Origin of the sequence: Streptomyces sp. NPDC127106, assembly GCF_042677605.1 — a bacterium.
In the GTDB taxonomy this organism is placed as follows: Bacteria; Actinomycetota; Actinomycetes; order Streptomycetales; family Streptomycetaceae; genus Streptomyces.
The window spans coordinates 3701-24854 of sequence record NZ_JBHXTC010000043.1 but is presented as its reverse complement, the minus strand read 5'-3'; the positions used below and the strand labels follow the sequence as shown (position 1 = coordinate 24854).

General features: G+C 75.4%; 2 protein-coding genes. Both read right to left on the bottom strand.

The annotated features are described in order from the left end of the window. Window positions 1-24: 24 nt before the first annotated feature. Window positions 25-15678, bottom strand: a complete 15654-nt coding sequence (locus ACFVGY_RS28000) for a type I polyketide synthase (protein WP_385681995.1) — start codon at window positions 15676-15678, stop codon at window positions 25-27. 266 nt (window positions 15679-15944) lie between these two features. Beyond that, window positions 15945-20936, bottom strand: coding sequence for a type I polyketide synthase (locus tag ACFVGY_RS27995; RefSeq protein ID WP_385681993.1), 4992 nt, complete (start codon window positions 20934-20936; stop codon window positions 15945-15947). Between the last annotated feature and the right edge of the window lie 218 nt (window positions 20937-21154).

Genomic DNA, 21154 nt, shown 5'->3' with positions numbered 1-21154 from the left:
GTGCCGTGCCGGTCGTGGTGGTGTTCAGGACAGGCCGAGTTCGTCGTCGAGGAGGTCGAAGAGCTCGTCGGCCGTGGCGGCCTGGATGTCCCGCTCTTCGGCGGCGCTGTCCGGTGCACTGTGCGTGTCATTCCACTTCGCCAGGAGGTCTCGCAGCCGGGCGGTGATGCCGGCGCGGTCGGCGTCGTCGGGGGCGACCGCCGAGAGGAGGGATTCGAGCTTGTCGAGTTCCGTGTGGACGGAGGGGCGGCCGGGGCCGTCCTGGCCGATCCGCTCCCCGATGTACGCGGCGAGGGACGCCGGTGACGGGTAGTCGAAGATCAGCGTGACGGGGAGCCGCAGCCCGCAGGCGGCGGTGAGCCGGTTGCGGAGGTCGACCGCGGTCAGCGAGTCGAAGCCCAGGTCGAGGAAGCCGCGGCCGGCGTCGACGTCGTCGGCCGTGCCGTGGCCGAGGACCGCGGCGACCTGGCCGCGGACCAGCTCGTCCAGCGCCTGCTGCCGTTCGGCGGCCGGCAGGCCCGCCAGCCGCTCCGTCAGGGGTGCCGCCGGTTCGGCGGCGGTCCGGGACGCGGACCGGGCGGCGGGGGCGGCTGCCCGGCGCGCCGGGGTGCGGACGAGTCCGCGCAGCAGCGGCGGCAGGGTGCCGTCGGCGGCCTGCGCGCGCAGCACGGCCGGTTCGACCCGCATCGGGACGAGGACGGCGTCCTCCAGGGTGCGGGAGGTGTCGAAGAGGGCCAGGCCCTCCTCGGGGGCGAGCCCGGTGACACCGGCGCGCGCCATCCTCGTCAGGTCGGCCTCGTCGAGGGCGCCGGCCATGCCGTCCGCGGTGGCCCACAGGCCCCAGGCGAGGGAGCTCGCGGCCAGGCCGCGGGCCGCTCGGTGCTGGGCGAGGGCGTCGAGGAAGGCGTTGGCGGCGGCGTAGTTGCCCTGGCCGGGGGCGCCGAAGGAGCCCGCGACGGAGGAGAACAGCACGAACGCGGAGAGCTGGTGGCCCTCGGTCAGCTCGTGCAGGTTCCAGGCCGCGTCGACCTTGGGCCGCAGGACCGTGTCGAGGCGCTCCGGGGTGAGGGAGTCGATGATGCCGTCGTCCAGGACACCGGCCGTGTGGACGACCGCGGTCAGCGGACGATCTGCCGGTACGGCGGCCAGGACGGCGGCCAGGGCGTCCCGGTCGGCGGCGTCGCACGCCGCCCAGGTCACCTCGGCCCCCAGCCCGGTCAGCTCGCCGGTGAGGTCGGCCGCCCCGGGCGCCGCCTCGCCGCGGCGGCTGAGCAGCAGCAGGTTCCGTACGCCGTGGGCATCGGCGAGGTGGCGGGCAAAGAGCCGGCCGAGGGTGCCGGTGGCGCCGGTGACGAGGACCGTGCCGGCGGTGTCGAGCGCGGGGTGCGGCGGTCGGGCCGCGTCCGTCGGGTGCGCCGGGTGCGCCGGGTCCGTCGCGGCGCCGGCGGTGCGTGCGGTGCGGCGCAGGCGGAAGGCGTACGCCCGGCCCGCCCGCAGGGCGAGCTGCGGCTCGTCGCCGGCGAGGGCGGCGGCCAGGGCACCGAGGGAGGCGTCGGAGCCGTCGGTGTCGGCGAGGACGAACCGGCCGGGGTTCTCCGACTGCGCCGACCGCACCAGGCCCCACACCGGGGCGTGGGCCAGGTCGGTGACGTGGTCGCCCGGTACGGCCGCCACCGTGTCCTGGGTGAGCAGGACCAGCCGGGAGGCGTCGAGCCGCTCCTCGGCCAGCCACTCCTGGACGAGGGCGAGCGCCTGGTGCGCTGCGGTCCGGGCGGCGGTGGCCCGGCCGTCGACGGTGGCGGTGCCGGACAGCGGGACGATCACGACGTCCGGTGCGGGGGCGCCCGCGGCGAGCTGCTCGCGGAGCGCGGCGAGGTGCGGGTGGACGTCGAGCGGTGCGCCGCCGATGCGGAAGTCCGCCCGGTCCTCGCCCAGGACGGCCCAGCGTTCGCCGGCCGGGACCGGGCCGGCGGTCAGCGGCAGCCCGGTCCATTCCACGCCGAAGAGGGATTCGTGGTGGGCGGTCCGGTCGACGCCGCCGAGCACGTCCGCGGAGACGGGGCGCAGGATCAGCGAGTCGACCGAGGCCACCGGGGCACCCGTGGTGTCGGCGACGTCCAGGGCCAGGCCGCCGGACGCGCCGGGGGTGATCCGGACCCGCAGCCCGGCCGCGCCGGCCGCGTACAGCCGTACGCCGGTCCAGGCGAACGGCAGCCGGGCCCCCTCGGCGGGCTCGCCGTCGGTGCTCCCGGGTACGCCGAGGCCGATGGCCTGGAGGGCGGCGTCGAGGAGCGCGGGGTGCAGGCCGTAGCCGGCGGCGTCGGTCTCGTGCGTCTCGTCGAGGGCGACTTCGGCGAACAGTTCGCCGTCGCGCCGCCAGGCGGCGCGCAGCCCCTGGAAGACCGGCCCGTAGCCGAGGCCGGCGGCGGCCGCGGCCGGGTAGAAGCCGTCGGTGGGGACCGGTTCGGCGCCGGCCGGCGGCCACTCGGCCAGGTCGGCGGTGCGCTGCGGGGCGGCGGGGGCGAGCACGCCGGTGGCGTGCCGGGTCCACGGCTCGTCCGCCGGGGCGTCGGCCGGCCGCGCGTGCAGGGCCAGGGTGCGGCGTCCGGTCCCGTCGGCGGCGTCGACGGCCAGCTGGAGCTGGACGGCGCCCTGCTCGGGCAGGGTGAGGGGGGCTTCGATGGCCAGCTCGTCGAGGGTGTCGCAGCCGACCTCGACTCCGGCGCGCAGGGCCAGTTCGACGAAGGCGGTGCCGGGCAGCAGGACGGTGTCCATGACCGTGTGGTCGGCCAGCCAGGGGTGGGTGGCCAGGGCCAGGCGTCCGGTGAGGACCAGACCGTCGGTGGCGGGCAGCGGGACGGCGGCGCCGAGCAGCGGGTGGTCGGGCGTGTCGAGGCCGGCGGCCAGCACGTCCTCGACGGAGACGCCCACGTCGAGCCAGTAGCGCTTGCGCTGGAAGGGGTACGTCGGCAGGTCGACGGGCCGGGCGCCGGTGCCGGCGAAGTACGCCGTCCAGTCGACGGGGACACCGTGGACGTGGGCCCGCGCGAGGGCCGCGGTGAGGGCTTCGGCCTCGGGACGGTCCTTGCGCAGCACGGGCACGCAGAGGGCGGGCTCGGCGGCCTCGGCCAGGCAGTCCTGGGCGAGCGCGGACAGGGTTCCGTCGGGGCCGAGTTCGACGTACGTCGTCACGCCGGCCGCTTCGAGGGCGCGGATGCCGCCGAGGAAGCGGACGCCCTCCCGGACGTGCCGGACCCAGAAGTCGGCGGAGGCCATCTCGTCGGTGACGAGGGCGCCGGTGAGGAGGGAGACGACGGGGATGCGCGGGGCCGCGTAGACCAGCCCCTCGGCCACCTTGCGGAAGTCGGCCAGCATGCCGTCCATGTGCGGGGAGTGGAACGCGTGGCTGACGGTCAGCCGCTTCGTCTTGCGGCCCTGCGCCTCGAAGCCGGCCGCGAGGGCGACGGCGGCGTCCTCGTCACCGGCGATGACGACCGACTGCGGGCCGTTGACGGCGGCGACGCCCACGCCCTCGCCGATCAGCGGCAGGACCTCGTCCTCGGTCGCCTGGACGGCGATCATCACGCCGCCGGCCGGGAGCGCCTGCATCAGCCGGCCCCGGGCGGCGACCAGTTCGGCGGCGTCCTGGAGGGAGAGGACCCCGGCGACGTGGGCGGCGGTGATCTCGCCGATGGAGTGGCCGGCCAGGAAGTCCGGGCGCAGGCCCCAGCCGTCCAGCAGCCGGAACAGCGCCACCTCGACGGCGAACAGGGCCGGCTGGGTGTATTCCGTCCGGTCCAGCTGGGCGGCATCGGACCCGAACAGCACCCCCTTCAGGGGGAGTTCGAGGTGCCGGTCGAGTTCGGCGCACACCTCGTCCAGGGCGTCCGCGAAGGCGGGGTGGGCGTCGTACAGCTCGCGCCCCATGCCGAGGCGCTGGCTGCCCTGTCCGGTGAACAGGAACGCCGTCTGGTTCTCGCGGGCGGTGCCCCGGACCGGTCCGGCCGCGTCCTCGCCGCGGGCCAGCGCGTCCAGGCCGCGGAGCAGTTCGTCGCGGTCCGTGGCGACGAGTGCGGCGCGCTGCTCCAGGGCGGAGCGGCCGGCCGCCAGGGTCAGGGCGAGGTCTGCGGTGTTCAGGCCGGCGTCGGTGTGGACGCGGGTGTGGAGGCGGCGGGCCTGGGCGCGCAGGGCGGCCTCGCCGCGGGCGGACAGGACCACGGGCAGGTACGGCGCCGGGGTGGCCTGCCCGCCCTGCTGCGGCTCCGGGGCCGGCTGCGGGGCCTGCTCGATGATGGCGTGGGCGTTGGTGCCGCTGATGCCGAAGGAGGAGACACCGGCGCGGCGCGGGCGGCCCGTCTCGGGCCAGGCCACCTGCTCGGTGAGGAGGGACACCGCGCCCGCCGACCAGTCGACGTGCGGGGTCGGCTCGTCCACGTGCAGGGTCTTCGGGACCACGCCGTGCCGCATCGCCATGACCATCTTGATGACGCCGGCGACACCGGCGGCGGCCTGGGTGTGCCCGAGGTTGGACTTCACGGAGCCGAGCAGCAGCGGCCGGTCGTCGCTGTGCTCGCGGCCGTAGGTGGCCAGCAGGGCCTGGGCCTCGATCGGGTCGCCGAGGGTGGTGCCGGTGCCGTGGGCCTCGACCACGTCGACCTCGGCCGCCGTCAGGCGGGCGTTGGCGAGGGCCTGGCGGATCACCCGCTGCTGCGAGGGGCCGTTGGGGGCGGTCAGGCCGTTGCTGGCGCCGTCCTGGTTGACGGCGGAGCCGCGGAGCACGGCCAGCACCTGGTGGCCGTTGCGGCGGGCGTCGGAGAGCCGCTCCAGCAGGAGCATGCCGGCGCCCTCGCCCCAGCCGGTGCCGTCGGCGGCCGCGGCGAAGGACTTGCAGCGGCCGTCGGCGGCGAGCCCGCGCTGGCGGCTGAACTCGATGAAGGTGCCCGGCGTGAACATCACGGTGACGCCGCCGGCCAGGGCCAGCGAGCATTCGCCGCCCCGCAGGGCCTGCGCGGCGAGGTGCAGGGCGACCAGCGAGGAGGAGCAGGCGGTGTCGACGGTGACGGCGGGGCCCTCCAGGCCGAAGGTGTAGGCGACGCGGCCGGAGACGATGCTGCTGGAGCTGCCGGTGCCGAGGTAGCCCTCGACGCCGTCGGGCACGGCGTGCAGGCGGGCGCCGTAGTCGTGGTACATGACGCCGGCGAAGACGCCCGTACGGGTGCCGCGCACCGAGGACGGGGCGATGCCGGCCCGTTCGAAGACCTCCCAGGTGGTCTCCAGCAGCAGGCGCTGCTGCGGGTCCATGGCGAGGGCCTCGCGCGGGGAGATCCCGAAGAAGGCGGCGTCGAAGTCGGCGGCGTCGTGCAGGAAGCCGCCCTCGCGGGCGTACGAGGTGCCCGGGTGCTCGGGGTCGGGGTGGTAGAGGGCCTCGGTGTCCCAGCCGCGGTTCTCGGGGAGGCGGGTGATGCCGTCCTCTTCGGCGGCCAGCAAGGCCCACAGGTCCTCGGGGGTGCGGACGTCACCGGGGTAGCGGCAGCTCATCGCGACGATGGCGATGGGCTCGTCTTCGGCGGCGGCCATCGTGGTCGCCGGGGCCGCGGCCCCGGCGGCGGTGCCGGTGCCCGTGCCGGCGTCCGTGTCGCCGATCAGCTCGGTGCGCAGGTGGCGGGCCAGGACGGTCGGGTCCGGGTAGTCGAAGATCAGGGTGGCGGGCAGCCGCAGGGCGGTGGCGGCGTTCAGCCGGTTGCGGAGCTCCACCGCGGTGAGGGAGTCGAAGCCCAGCTCCTTGAACGCCCGCCCCGACTCGACGGCGGCCGGGCCGGCGTGTCCGAGCACCGCCGCGACCTGCGTGCGCACCAGGTCCAGCAGGGCCCGGTCCTGTTCGGCGGCGGTCATCCCGGCCAGCCGGGCCCGCAGCTCCGGCTCGCTGCCGGCGGCGCCGGCCGAGGCGGCCGCGGACCGGCGTGCCACCCCCCGTACGAGGCCGCGCAGCAGCGGGGCGACGGTGCCCGCGGCGGCCTGCGGGCGCAGGGCGCCGGTGTCCACGCGCATCAGGGCCACGGCCGGGTCGTCGAGCGCGACGGCGGTGTCGAACAGTTCCAGGCCGTCGGCGGCCGTCAGCGGGGGCAGTCCGGCCCGGCGCATCCGGTTGACGTCGGCGGCGTCCAGGGAGCCGGCCATGCCGTCGGCGACGGACCATAGGCCCCAGGCGAGCGCGGCGGCCGGAAGGCCCCTCGCCCGGCGGTGCTGGGCGAGGGAGTCGAGGAAGGAGTTGGCGGCGGCGTAGTTGCCCTGGCCGGGTCCGCCGAACAGGCCGGAGGTGGAGGAGAACAGGACGAAGGCGGAGAGGTCGAGGTCCCGGGTCAGCTCGTGCAGGTTCCAGGCTGCGTCGACCTTGGGGCGCAGCACCGCCGACAGCCGGTCCGGGGTCAGCGAGGTGAGGACGCCGTCGTCGAGGACACCGGCGGTGTGGACGACCGCGCTGAGGGGCTGCTCGGCCGGGATGCCGGCGAGGAGGGCGGCGAGGGCGTCCCGGTCGGCGACGTCGCAGGCCGCCCAGGTGGCGGTGGCGCCCGATGCGGCGAGCTCGGCCGCCAGTTCGGCCGCACCGGGGGCGTCGGCGCCGCGCCGGCCGACGAGCAGCAGGCGGCGTACCCCGTGGGCGGTGGCCAGGTGGCGGGCGATCAGCCCGCCCAGCGCACCGGTGGCGCCGGTGATCAGGACCGTGCCGTCCGGGCCGAAGGCCGGGGTGCGGTCGCTGTCGGTGCCGTCCTGCTGCCCCGTTTCGACGCGGGCGAGGCGCGGGACGAGCACCGCGCCGGAGCGCAGCGCGAACCGCTCCTCGTCGGAGCCGAGCGCGGCCCGCAGGCCGTCGCCGTCACGGGTCTCCGCGTCGACGTCGACGAGGGCGAGCCGACCGGGGTTCTCGGTCTGCGCCGAGCGCAGCAGGCCCCAGACGGTGGCGGCCGCGAGGTCGGGCACGTCCTCGCCGGGTGCTGCGGCGACCGCGCCGCGGGTGACGCAGACCAGCCGGGCGGCGGCGAACCGCTCGTCGGCCAGCCATGCCTGGGCGAGGGCGAGGGCGTCGTGGGCCGCCGTGTGCACGGCCTCGGCGGTGAGGGGTGCGGGCGTCGGCGGGAGGACGTGGACGACCTCGTGCGGTACGGGTGCGCCCGCGTCGACCGCGGCGGCCAGTGCCGCCAGGTCGGCGTACCGTTCGGCGTCCGCGGGGCACAGCGGGTCCGCTCCGCCGAGGACGGCGTACCGGGCCGCGGGGGCCGGGGCCGGGGCGGTGAGGCCGGTGGGTTCGGTCCACTGCTGGCGGAAGACGGACTCGTGGTGGGTGGTGCGGGCGGCGCGCAGCCGGTCGGCGGTGACCGGGCGCAGGCCGAGCGACTCGACGAGCGCGACGGGGGCGCCGGTGGCGTCGGCGATCTCCAGCCGGACGCCTTCGGCGCCGGCCGGGGTGAGGCGGACGCGCAGCGCGCCCGCGCCGCCCGCGTACAGCGAGACCCCCGACCAGGCGAAGGGCAGCCGGCCCCGGCCGTCGTCGGCGCCGATGCCGTCCAGTCCGATCGTGTGGAGGGCCGCGTCGAGCAGTGCCGGGTGCAGGCCGAACCGGCCGGCCTGGTCCTCGGTGCCCTCGGGCAGCCGGACCTCTGCGTACACGGCGCCGTCGAGGTGCCAGGCGGTGCGCAGGCCGCGGAAGACGGGACCGTAGGCGAAGCCGATGGCGTCGAGCGCCTCGTAGCGGCCGTCGAGCGGCAGCTCGGCGGCGCCGGCGGGGGGCCAGGCGGTCAGGTCGAAGTCGGCGGTGGGGCGGGCGGCTTCGGCGAGGACGCCGGCGGCGTGCCGGGTCCAGGGCTCCTCGGCGGCGAGGCCCTCGGCTCGGGAGTGCAGGGCGAACGGCCGGCGGCCGGCGGCGTCGGCGGCGCCGACCCGGACGCGCAGCTGGACGCCGCCGCGCTCGGGCAGCACCAGGGGGGCTTCGAGGGTCAGCTCTTCCAGGTGGTCGCAGCCGAGCTGGTCGCCGGCGCGGGTCGCGAGCTCCACGAAGGCGGTGCCGGGCAGCAGGACGCTGCCGAGGATGGCGTGGTCGGCCAGCCAGGGGTGGGTGGCGAGGGCGAGGCGTCCGGCGAAGACCATGCCGTCGGACTCGGGCAGGGCGACGCCGGCGGTGAGCAGGGGGTGGGCGGTGTCGTCGAGGCCGATCGCCGCGACGTCGCCGAGGTGGCGCGCGGAGGAGAGCGCGGGCCAGTAGCGCTGCCGCTGGAAGGGGTACGTGGGCAGGTCGACGCGCCGGGCCGCGGTGCCGGTGGCGGCGAAGTACGTCTGCCAGTCGACCCGGATGCCGTGGACGTGGGCCCGGGCGAGGGCGGTGACGAGCGACTCGGCCTCGGGACGGCCGGCGCGGAGGGCGGGGACGAAGACGGCGTCCTCGGTCACGCACTCCTGCGCGAGAGCCGACAGCACGCCGTCGGGGCCGAGTTCGACGTACGCCGTCACGCCGGCCGCTTCGAGGGCGCGGACGCCGTCCAGGAAGCGGACGGCCTCGCGGACGTGCCGCACCCAGAACTCCGCCGTGCCCGTCTCGTCGGTGACCACGGCGCCGGTCAGGTGCGACACGACCGGGATGCGCGGGGCCTCGTACGTGACGCCCTCGGCCACCCGGCGGAAGGCGTCGAGCATGCCGTCCATGTGCGGCGAGTGGAAGGCGTGACTGACGGTCAGCCGCTTGGTCTTGCGGCCCTGCGCCTCGAAGCGCTCGGCGACGGCGAGGGCCGCGTCCTCGTCACCGGCGATGACGACCGACCGCGGGCCGTTGACGGCGGCGATGCCGATGCGGTCGGTGAGCAGCGGCAGGACCTCGTCCTCCGCGGCCTCGACGGCGATCATCACCCCACCGGCGGGCAGTTCCTGCATCAGCCGGCCGCGGGCGGCGACCAGCGTGCACGCGTCGTCCAGGGAGAACACGCCCGCGACATGGGCGGCGGCGATCTCGCCGACGGAGTGCCCGGCCACGAAGTCCGGCTTCAGACCCCACGACTCGACCAACCGGAACAGCGCCACCTCGACGGCGAACAGCGCCGGCTGGGTGTAGGCCGTGCGGTTGAGCAGTTCCGCGTCCTTCCCGAACAGCACCTCCTTCAGGGGCAGTTCGAGGTGGGCGTCCATGCGGGCGCAGATCGCGTCCAGCGCATCCGCGAACTCGGGGAAGGCTTCGTACAGCTCGCGGCCCATGCCGAGCCGCTGGCTGCCCTGCCCGGTGAACAGGAAGGCGGTCTTGCCGGCGTTCGGCGTGCCCTCGACGAGGGCGGCGGCCGAGCCGCCGCCCGCCAGCGTCTCCAGTGCGGCGAGCAGCGAGGCTCGGTCCGCGGCGACCACGGCGGCACGGTGCTCGAACGCGGAGCGGCCGACGGCGAGGGAGAGACCGAGGTCGGCGGGGCGGAGTTCGGGGTGCCGGACGGTGTAGGCGTGCAGCCCGCGGGCCTGGTCGCGCAGGGCGTCCCGGGTCCGGGCCGACAGGACCCACGGCACCGGCACGTCAGCCGGTGCGGGGGCCGGTGCCGGGGCCGGTGCCGGGTCGGTGGCGGGCTCGGCTTCCGGGGCCTGCTCGACGATGGTGTGGGCGTTGGTTCCGCTGATGCCGAAGGAGGAGATGCCGGCCCGGCGCGGGCGTCCGGTCTCGGGCCACGCCGTGGCCTCGGTCAGCAGGGCGACGTCACCGGCCGTCCAGTCGACGTGCGGGGTGGGCCCGTCCACGTGCAGGGTCTGCGGCAGCACCCCGTGCTGCATGGCGAGGACCATCTTCATCACACCGGCGACGCCAGCCGCGGCCTGCGTGTGCCCGAGGTTCGACTTGATGGAGCCGAGGAGCAGGGGCTGTCCGTCGGGGCGGTCCCGGCCGTAGGTTGCCAGCAGTGCCTGGGCCTCGATCGGGTCGCCGAGCCGCGTGCCGGTGCCGTGGGCCTCGACCGCGTCCACGTCGGTGGCGGACAGGCCGGCGGAGGCCAGGGCCTGGCGGATGACGCGCTGCTGCGAGGGGCCGTTCGGGGCGGTGAGGCCGTTGCTGGCGCCGTCCTGGTTGACTGCCGAGCCGCGGACCAGGGCGAGGACCGGGTGGCCGTTGCGGCGGGCGTCGGAGAGGCGTTCGACGAGGAGCATGCCGAGGCCCTCGCCCCAGCCGGTGCCGTCGGCCGCGGCCGCGAAGGCCTTGATCCGGCCGTCGGCGGCCAGGCCGCGCTGGCGGCTGAAGTCGATGAAGGAGGCGGGGGTGGACATGACGGTCACACCGCCGGCCAGGGCCATGGTGCACTCGCCCGCCCGCAGGGCCTGGATCGCCCAGTGCAGGGCGACCAGCGAGGAGGAGCAGGCGGTGTCGACGGTGACGGCCGGGCCCTCCAGGCCCAGGACGTAGCTGACGCGTCCGGAGACGACGCTCGCCGCGTTGCCGGTGCCGAGGAAGCCCTCGGTGCCGTCCGGGGCGGCGAGGATGACGTCGAGGTAGTCCTGGCCGTTGGTGCCGGTGAACACGCCGATCCGCTCGCCGCGCACGGCGGCGGGGTCGATGCCGGCCCGTTCGAAGACCTCCCAGGAGGTTTCCAGCAGCAGCCGCTGCTGCGGGTCCATGGCGAGGGCCTCGCGCGGGGAGATCCCGAAGAAGGCGGGGTCGAACTCGGTGGCGTCGGCGAGGAAGCCGCCCTCGCGGACGTACGTGGTGTTCTCGGTCAGGGACTCCGGGTCGTACAGGCCCTCCAGGTCCCAGCCGCGGTCGGCGGGGAAGCCGGAGATCGCGTCGCGGCCGTTTGCGAGCAGCTCCCACAGCTGCTCCGGGGTGTCCACCCCGCCGGGGAAGCGGCAGCTCATGGCGACGATGGCGATGGGGTCGTCGGCGGCGGCGGTGCCCTCGGCGGCGGCGACGGGACCGTGCGCTGAGGCGGCGGATCCGTCGGCGGGGTGCGCGTCGCCGAGGAGTTCGCCCTGGAGGAAGGCGGCCAGGGCCAGGGAGTTGGGGTAGTCGAAGATCAGGGTTGCGGGCAGGCGCAGGCCGGTCCGGGCGGTGAGGAGGTTGCGGATCTCGACGGCGGTGAGGGAGTCGAAGCCGAGGTCGCGGAAGGCGATGGCCGGGTCGACGGAGGCCGGGCCCGGGTAGCCGAGGACGGCGGCGATCTGGGTGCGGACGAACTCCAGGGCGAGCGCGTCGCGTTCGCCGGCCGCGGCCCGGTCGAGCTGCCGGGCGAGGGAGTCGGCGGCCGGGTCGGCGGCCCCGGTGTCGGCGGCGCCGGCCGCGGCGAGGGCCTGTACGGCCTCGGGAAGGTCGGTGATCAGCGGGCAGGGGCGTACAGCGGTCAGGCCGGGCGCCAGCCGGTCCCAGTCGACGTCGGCGACGACGGACGCGGTCTCGTCGAGGGTGAGGGCCGTGTGCAGGGCCGACAGGGCGAGTTCGGGGGCGAGCGCCGGGAGTCCGGCGGCCCGCAGCCGGTCGGCGACGAGCTCGTCGGTGGCCATGCCGCCCTCGGCCCAGGCTCCCCAGGAGACGACGGTGGCGGGGAGGCCGTCGGCGCGGCGCTGCTCGGCGAGGGCGTCCAGGGCGGCGTTGGCGGCGGCGTAGTTGGCCTGTCCGGCGGCGCCGAAGGCGGCGGCGACGGAGGAGAAGAGGACGAACGCGGAGAGGTCCAGGTCGCGGGTCAGCTCGTGCAGGACGCCGGCCGCGTGGGCCTTGGGGCGCAGGACGCCGGCCAGGCGGCGCGGGGTCTGCGCGTCGAGGACACCGTCGTCGAGGACGCCGGCGGCGTGGACGACGGTGGTCAGCGGCAGCTCGGCCGGAATGCCGGCGAGCAGTTCGGCGACGGCGGCGCGGTCGGCGACGTCGCAGGCGGCGAGGGTGACCCGGGCGCCCAGGTCGCGGAGTTCGGCGGCGAGTCCGACCGCGCCGTCGGCCTCGGGGCCGCGCCGGCTGACGAGCAGCAGGTGTTCGGCGCCGTTGCGGGCGAGCCAGCGGGCCACGTGCCCGCCGAGGGCGCCGGTGCCGCCGGTGACCAGGGCGGTGCCGGAGGCGGTCCACTCGCCGGCAGGGGGCTGCTCCTGGGCGGCGCGGACCAGTCGGCGGACGAAGACGCCGGTGGAGCGGACGGCGAGATGGTCCTCGCCGTCCAGGCCGGCCAGGACGTCGACGAGGCGGGATGCGGACCGCTCGTCGGGCGTCGTGGGCAGGTCGACGAGGCCGCCCCAGCGGGCGGGGAGTTCGAGGGCGGCGGTGCGGCCGAAGCCCCAGACGGCGGCCTGGGCGGGCCCGGTGAGCCGGTCGGAGCGGCCGGTGGACACCGCGCCCCGGGTGGCGGCCCAGAGCGGGGCGTCGACGTCGGCGTCGCCGAGGGCCTGGACGAGGGCGAGAGTGGCGGCGAGGCCGGCGGTCAGGGCCGGGTCCTCGGGGTGCGGCTGCTCGTCGAGGGCGAGCAGGGAGAGCACTCCGGCGGGCGTGTCCGTCCCGGCCAGGGTCTCGGCGATCCGGTGGGCGAGGGCGGCCCGGTCGTCGGCCGTCGTGTCGACCGTGAGGGTGGCGACGGTGGTGCCGCGGGCGGTCAGGGCCTCGGCGGCGGCGACGGCCCAGGGGGCGTCGGTGTGCCCGGCGGGCACGGCGAGGAGCCAGGGGCCGGCCAGGGGCGCGGGCTCGGTGCCGGTGAGCGGCAGCGGCTTCCAGGTGATCCGGTAGCGCCAGCCGCCGACGGTGTCGCGGTCGCGGTGGCGGCGGTGCCAGGCGGACAGCGCGGGCAGCACGTTGCTGAGCGGCTCGTCGCCGGCGACGCCGAGGGTGTCGGCGAGCGCGGCCAGGTCCTCGCTGTCGACGACCTCCCAGAACCGGGCGTCGGTGGCGCTGAGTTCCCGGCCGTCGGCGGGCTCGGTGAGGTCGGTGAAGTCGGTGAACGGGTCGCGGGGCCAGTACAGCTCGCGCTGGAAGGCGTACGTCGGCAGCTCGACGCGACGGGTGCCGGTGCCGGCGAAGCGGGCGGCCCAGTCCGGGGAGAGCCCGCGGACGTGGGCGCCGGCGACGGCGGCGGCGACGGACCGGGCCTCGGGGCGGCCGGGGCGCAGTGCGGGGAGGAAGGCTGCGGCGCGGGGGCCGGTGGCGGTCTGGCAGTCCTGGCCGAGGGCGGAGAGGACGCCGCCGGGGCCGAGTTCGACGTACGCGGTGACGCCGCGGCTCTCCAGCCAGCGGACGGCGTCGAGGAAGCGGACGGCCTCGCGGACGTGCCGTACCCAGAAGTCGGCCGAGGCCATGTCGGCGCCGGCGAGGGTGCCGGTGAGGCAGGACACGACGGGGATGCGCGGGGCCTCGTACGTGACGCCCTCGGCCACCCGGCGGAAGGCGTCGAGCATGCCGTCCATGTGCGGCGAGTGGAAGGCGTGGCTGACGGTGAGCCGCTTGGTCTTGCGGCCCTGCGCCTCGAAGCGCTCGGCGACGGCGAGGGCCGCGTCCTCGTCACCGGCGATGACGACCGACTGCGGGCCGTTGACGGCGGCGATGCCGATGCGCTCGGTGAGCAGCGGCAGGACCTCGTCCTCCGCGGCCTCGACGGCGATCATCACCCCACCGGAGGGCAGTTCCTGCATCAGCCGGCCGCGGGCGGCGACCAGCGTGCACGCGTCGTCCAGCGACAGCACGCCCGCCACGTGCGCGGCGGTGAGCTCGCCGATGGAGTGCCCGGCCACGAAGTCCGGCTTCAGACCCCACGACTCGACCAACCGGAACAGCGCCACCTCGACGGCGAACAGCGCCGGCTGGGTGTAGGCCGTGCGGTTGAGCAGTTCCGCGTCCGTCCCGAACAGCACCTCCTTCAGGGGCAGTTCGAGGAGCGGGTCGAGGCGCTCGCAGACCGCGTCCAGCGCGGCCGCGAACACCGGGTGGGTGGCGTACAGTTCGCGGCCCGTGCCGAGGCGCTGGCTGCCCTGCCCGGTGAACAGGAACGCCAGCTTGCCTTCGGTGGCGGCCCCTTCGACGACGTCGGCCGACGGGCGGCCCTCGGCGAGCGCGGCGAGCCCTTCGAGCAGTCCGTCGCGGTCCTCGGCGATGACCGCGGCGCGGCGGTCGAGGGCGGCCCGGGTGAGTGCCTGCGCGTGGGCGACGTCGTCGAGGCGGAGGCCGGGACGGTCGGTGAGGTGGGCGTGCAGGGCGGCCGCCTGGGCGCGCAGCGCGGCCTCGGTCTTGCCGGACAGGACGACCGGTAGGACCGCCGGCCCGGCGGCGGGCCGACCGCCGGCGTCCTGCTGGTCCGCGGCGGGCCCGTCCGTGGTGGGTTCGTCGCCGCTCTCCAGGATGACGTGGGCGTTGGTGCCGCTCATGCCGAAGGAGGAGACGCCGATCCGGCGGGGCCCGTCGTGCCGCGGCCAGGCCCGTGCCTCGGTGAGCAGGGACACCTCGCCCGCGGACCAGTCGACGTGCGGGGTGGGCTCGGACACGTGCAGCGTGCGCGGCAGCAGTCCGTGCCGCATGGCCATGACGCTCTTGATGACGCCGGCGACGCCGGCGGCGGCCTGGGCATGGCCGATGTTGGTCTTGAGCGAGCCCAGCCACAGTGGGCGCCCGTCGGGCCGGTCCTGGCCGTACGTGGCGATGATCGCCTGCGCTTCGATCGGGTCGCCGAGGCCGGTGCCCGTGCCGTGCGCCTCGACGGCGTCGACCTGGTCGGGGGTGAGCCGGGCGTTGGACAGCGCCTGGAGGATGACGCGCTGCTGGGAGGGCCCGTTGGGGGCGGTCAGGCCGTTGCTGGCGCCGTCCTGGTTGACGGCGGTGCCGCGGATGACGGCGAGGACGTGGTGTCCCTTGCGGCGGGCGTCGGAGAGCCGCTCCACGAGGAGGACGCCGACGCCTTCGGCGAGGCTGAAGCCGTCGGCGTCGGGCGAGAACGCCTTGCAGCGGCCGTCGACGGCGAGGCCGCGCTGCTTGCTGTAGTCGATGAACGTGCCGGGCGCCGCCATCAGGGTGGCACCGCCGGCGAGGGCGAGCGAGCACTCGCCGTTGCGCAGGGCCTGCACGGCGAGGTGCAGGGCGACGAGGGAGGAGGAGCAGGCGGTGTCGACGGTGACGGCCGGGCCTTCGAGCCCGAAGGTGTACGACAGGCGGCCCGAGGCGACGCTCGCCGCGTTGCCGGTGCCGAGGTAGCCCTCCACGTTCTCGGAGGAGCTCAGGAGAGCCGTCAGGTAGTCGTGGCTGCTGGTGCCGACGAACACGCCGACCTGCTTGCCGCGCATCGACGTCGGGTCGATGCCCGCGCGCTCGAACGCCTCCCAGGAGGTTTCCAGCAGGAGCCGCTGCTGCGGGTCCATGGCGAGGGCCTCGCGCGGGGAGATCCCGAAGAGCGACGGGTCGAAGCGGGCGAAGTCCCGGACGAAGCCGCCCTGGTCGGCGTAGCTGGTGCCCGGGTTCTCGGGGTCGGGGTGGTAGACGGTGTCCATGTCCCAGCCACGCTCGGCGGGGAACCCGGTGATGGCGTCGACCTCGTCGACGACCAGCTGCCACAGCTCCTCGGGCGAGGCCGCGCCGCCCGGGTAGCGGCAGCCCATGCCGACGATGGCGATGGGGTCCTGGTTCTTGGACTCGACGTCGCGGAGCCGCTGACGCGTCTGGTGCAGGTCCGCTGTCACCAGCTTCAGGTAGTCCCGCAGCGTTTGTTCGTTCGCCATGTAACGCAACCACCCAATTTGCAGCAGACGGCATCGGAAAAGACTGAGCGCAGCGCCGAGAATTGACATCGGGAATGCGGAGCCTCGCATATCGAGCGAAGCAATTGCTCGGCGGCAGGCTATTTGCCGGCCAATCTCCCCGACAACCCCTAACTGCCCCCTACGCACCCCAGGGAGCCAGGGTGCGCAGGGGGCAGTGACCCCCTGGTCAAACCATGGTCAATTATTTAGGGGGCTGGCCATCTTCACCAATAATCGGCATGCCGTCAATAACGACCGAGGCCCTTGTTGATAAAGGCGAACAGCTCCTCGTCGCTCGCGTCCTGGAGGTGCTCGACGCCGTCGAGGGCGGCGTCCGGCCCGGCTTCGGGGCCGTCGTGGCCGAGAGCCGGCGCGGAGCCCTCCGTGGTGGCCGTGCCGGCCTGCCGGGCGGCCGGGTCCTCGCTGTCGTTCCATTTGGCCAGCAGCGCCTGGAGCCGCATCGTCACCCGGGCCCGGACGATGTTGTCGGCGGTGCCCCGTCCGAGGACGGCCTCCAGCCGGTCGATCTCCTCCAGCAGCGGGGCCCCTCCGGCGACCGCGTCGGGCACGATCCCGGCCCGCAGGTAGGAGGCGACGGCAGCCGGGGTGGGGTGGTCGAAGACCAGGCTGGCCGGCAGCTTCAGGCCGCTGACCGCGCCGAGGCGGTTGCGCAGCTCGACGGAGGTGAGGGAGTCGAATCCGAGCTCCTTGAAGGCGCGGCCGGCCTCGACGGCCGTCAGGTCGGCGTGGCCGAGGACGGCGGCGACGGCGGTGCGCACGAGGTCCAGCAGGAGGCGTTCCTGTTCGACCTCGGGCAGTCCGGCGAGCTGCCGGCTGAGCGGCACTCCCCCGGTCAGGTCCTCGGTGGTCTCCCGTTCCGCGCTCTCGATGACCCGCCGGGCTTCGGGGAGCTCCAGGAGCAGCGGCCGGGCCCGGTCGGCGGTGAAGGCGAGCGTGAACCGCTTCCAGTCCATGTCGACCACGGTCAGGGTGGTCTCGTCCCGGTCGAGGGCGTGCCGGAGCGACGCCAGGGTCCGCTCGGGCTGCATGGCGAGGATGCCGTGGCGGCGCATCCGGTCACCGGCCGCGCTGTCGTCCTCGTCACCGCTGCCCCAGGGGCCCCAGGCGAGGGAGGTGGCGGGCAGGCCTGCGGCCCGCCGGTGTTCGGCGAAGGCGTCGAGGAAGGCGTTGCCGGGCGCCTGGTTGCCCTGGCCGGGGGCGCCGAAGGTGGCGGCGAAGGAGGAGAAGAGGACGAACGCGGACAGGTCGAGGCCGAGGTCGCGGGTCAGCTCGTGCAGGTGCCGGGTCGCGTCGACCTTGACCCGCAGGACGGCGGACACCTGCTCGGGGGTGAGCGTTTCGATGACCCCGTCGTCGACGGCCGCGGCGGCGTGGAACACGGAGGTGAGCGGCCGGCCGGCGGGTACGGCCGCGAGGAGTGCGGCGAGGGCGTCGCGGTCGCTGACGTCGCAGGCGGCGAGGGTGACCTGGGCGCCGAGCGCGGTGAGTTCCTCGTGCAGTGCGGCGGCTCCGGGGGCGTCGGGGCCGCGGCGGCTGGCGAGGATCAGGTGCTCGGCGCCGTTCGCGGCGAGCCAGCGGGCGACGTGCGCGCCCAGCGCTCCCGTACCGCCGGTGACCAGCGTCGTACCGCTCGGCCGCCAGTCCCGTACCTCCGGCGTCGCGTCCAGCCGGGCGCGGACGAGGCGGCGTACGAGGAGCCCGGAGGGCCGTACGGCGACCTGGTCCTCGGCGCCGTCGCCCGCCAGCACCCCGGCCAGCCGTTCCAGGGTCCGGTCGTCTGCCTGCGGGGGCAGGTCGACGAGGCCGCCCCAGCGGCCGCCCTGCTCCATGGAGGCGACGCGTCCGAGGCCCCAGAGGAGCGCCTGCTGCGGGTCTTCGATCCGGTCGGAGCGCCCGGCGGCGACCGCGCCGCGCGTGACGCACCACAGGGGTGCGGCGACGTCGGCGTCGCCGAGGGCCTGGGACAGCGCGAGCCCGGCGGCGAAGTGGTCCCCGTCGCCGAGGGCGAGGAGGGAGAGGACCCCGGCCGGGGCGGCCGCCCCGTCGGCGGCGGCCTTGAGGGTGGCGGTGAGCGCGTCGCGGTCGGCCGCGTCGGGGGCGATGGTGACGGTACGGACCTCGGCGCCGCGGTCGGCGAGCGTCCGCAGGACGGCGGCGGCCGTGTCACCGGCCGGGCCGGACAGTGCCTCGGGCACGACGACCAGCCAGGCCCCGGACAGCCGGGTCGCGGTGGGGTCGGCGAGGGCCTTCCAGGTGACGCGGTAGCGCCACCCGTCGACCGCGGCCTGCTCGCGGCTCTGGCGCCGCCACGACGACAGGCCGGGCAGGACGGTACCGAGCGACCGGACCGTGTCGGGGGTGTCGAAGGCCAGGGCTTCGGCCAGGGCCGTGACGTCCTCGCGTTCGACGGCGTCCCAGAAGCGGGCGTCGGTCGTGCTCTCCGCCTGCAGTGCCTCCGGCTCGGCGGGGGCCGCCTCCGGCCAGTACCGCTGCGGCTGGAAGGCGTAGGTGGGCAGGTCCACGCGGCGGGCGCCGGTGCCGGCGAAGACCGCGTCCCAGTCCACGCCCACGCCCCGGACCCAGGCCTCGGCCACGGACAACCAGAACCGGCCCATGCCGCCCTCGTTGCGGCGCAGCGACCCGAGGACGGCGGCCTCGCGGCCGGCGGCGTCGATGGTCTCCTGGATGCCGACGGTCAGCACCGGGTGCGGGCTGGACTCGACGAACACCCCGAAGCCCTGGTCGAGGAGGGTGCGCGTGGCGTCCTCCAGCTCGACCGTCCGCCGCAGGTTGCGGAACCAGTAACCGGCATCCAGCTCCGGCCCCTTCACCCACTCACCCGTCACCGTCGACAGGAACGGAACCTCGGCGGCCTGCGGTTCGATCGGCGCCAACAGCTCAGCCAGCTCTTCGCGGAGCAGGTCGACCTGCGCGGAGTGGGAGGCGTAGTCCACCGCGATCCGCTTGGCCCGCACGCCATCGGCCTCGCACGCGGCCAGGAACTCGTCCAACGCCTGGACCTCACCCGAAACCACCACCGAGGACGGCCCGTTGGCGGCGGCGACGGAGATCCGCTCCTCGCCCCACGGCGCGATCCGCTCCCGCACCTCCGCAGCCGGCAGCGGCACCGACACCATCCCGCCCAGCCCCGCCAGCACCCGCCCGATCGCCTGGCTGCGCAGCGCCACCACCCGGGCCGCGTCCTCCAGCGACAGGATCCCCGCCACGCACGCGGCAGCGATCTCACCCTGCGAATGACCGATCACCGCACCCGGACGCACCCCCGCAGCACGCCAGACCTCGGCCAACGACACCATCACCGAGAACAACGCCGGCTGCACCACATCCACCCGGTCCAACGACGGCGCGCCATCGACACCCCGCAGCACGTCCACCAACGACCAGTCGGTGAACGGCTCCAACGCCTTCGCACACGCCTCGATGCGCGCGGCGAACACCGCAGAGGCATCCAGCAGCTCCTCCGCCATGCCCACCCACTGCGAGCCCTGGCCCGGGAACACGAACGCGGTCTTCCCACCGACCACCGACCCGGTCACCACACCCGCGGCCAGCGCACCCGACGCCACCGCGCCGACACCGGCCGCATGGTCACCGAGGACCACGGCCCGATGCTCCAGCGCCGCCCGGGTCGACGCCAACGACCAACCCACGTCCACCGGATCCGCAGCCGACACCCCGGCCAGCCGGCCCGCCAACCGCTCCGCCTGCGCCCGCAGCGCGCCCGCACTCTTGCCCGACAGCACCCACGGCACCACCGGCAGCACCGAACGCGCCCCCTCCCCCACAGGCTCCACCACCAGGGCCTCCGCCTCCGGCGCCTGCTCCACGATCACGTGCGCGTTCGTACCGCTGAACCCGAACGAGGACACGCCCGCACGGCGCGGTCGCGTCGTCACGGGCCACGGCGTCCGCTCGGCGAGCAGGGCGACGGCGCCCGCCTCCCAGTCCACGTGGGGGGAGGGCTCGTCGATGTGGAGGCTCTGCGGAAGCACGCCGTGCTGCATGGCCAGGACCATCTTCATCACGCCGGCGACGCCGGCCGCGGCCTGGGTGTGCCCGATGTTGGACTTGACGGAGCCGAGCAGCAGGGGCCGGTCCGCCGGCCGGTCCTGGCCGTACGTCGCGAGCAGGGCCTGCGCCTCGATCGGGTCGCCGAGCGAGGTTCCCGTGCCGTGGGCCTCGACGGCGTCGACCTGGTCGGTGGAGAGCCGGGCGTTGGCGAGGGCCTGCCGGATGACGCGCTGCTGCGACGGCCCGTTCGGCGCGGTCAGGCCGTTGGAAGCACCGTCCTGGTTGACGGCCGAGCCCCGGACCACGGCCAGCACGGGGCGGCCGTTCTTCCGTGCGTCGGAGAGCCGCTCCAGCAGCAGCACGCCCACCCCTTCGGCGGGGCCGAAGCCGTCGGCTCCCGCGGCGAACGCCTTGCAGCGGCCGTCCGCGGACAGTCCGCGCTGCTTGCTGAACTCCACGAAGAGGCCGGGGGTGGACATCACGTGCACGCCGCCGGCGACGGCCAGGGTGCACTCCCCCGCCCGCAGCGCCTGCACCGCCAGGTGGAGGGCGACGAGCGAGGCCGAGCAGGCGGTGTCGACGGTGACGGCGGGGCCTTCGAGGCCGAAGGAGTAGGACAGTCGACCGGAGAGGACGCTGGAGGCGTTACCGGTGCCGAGGTGACCCGCGTAGTCCTCGGCGGCTTCCAGCAGCGGGGTCAGGTAGTCCGAGCCGTTCATGCCGACGAACACGCCGCACTGGCTGCCGCGCAGGCCGTTCGGGTCGATGCCGGCCCGCTCGAAGGCCTCCCAGGAGGCCTCCAGCAGGAGCCGCTGCTGCGGGTCCATCGCCATGGCCTCGCGCGGGGAGATCCCGAAGAAATCCGCGTCGAACGCGGAGGCGTCACCGAGGAAGCCACCCTCGCGGGTGGTGGAGGTGCCCTGCTCGTCGGGGTCGTCGGAGAACAGGTGGTCCAGGTCCCAGCCGCGGTCCGTGGGGAATTCGGTGAGGGCGTCGCCGCCGGCGGCGAGCAGGTCCCACAGTTCCTCGGGGGTCCGTACGCCTCCGGGAAAGCGGCAGCTCATGGCCGTGATGGCGATGGGCTCGTGGGCCTGGCTCTCGATGTCCCGCAGGCGTCCGTACGCCTCGTCGAGATCCGTCGTGACCTTCTTGAGGTATTCGCGGAGCTTTGCTTCGTTCGCCACTGGCGCTTCACCTATTCGCGTGGTCGAGACCGTGGAGGGACTCAGGGGAATGCAAGGGATTTCAAGGGAGTCCGGGGGACCCGAAGGATATTTGAGGAAATTCGGCAAGGCCGGGGCCGTACCGCCGGACCCGGGGTTACGGCGGTAAGGGCTGGGGGGGTTTGTTGTTCAGCCCGTGCAGAAATTCTGTTCGATTAGGGCGAACCACGCGTCGTAGC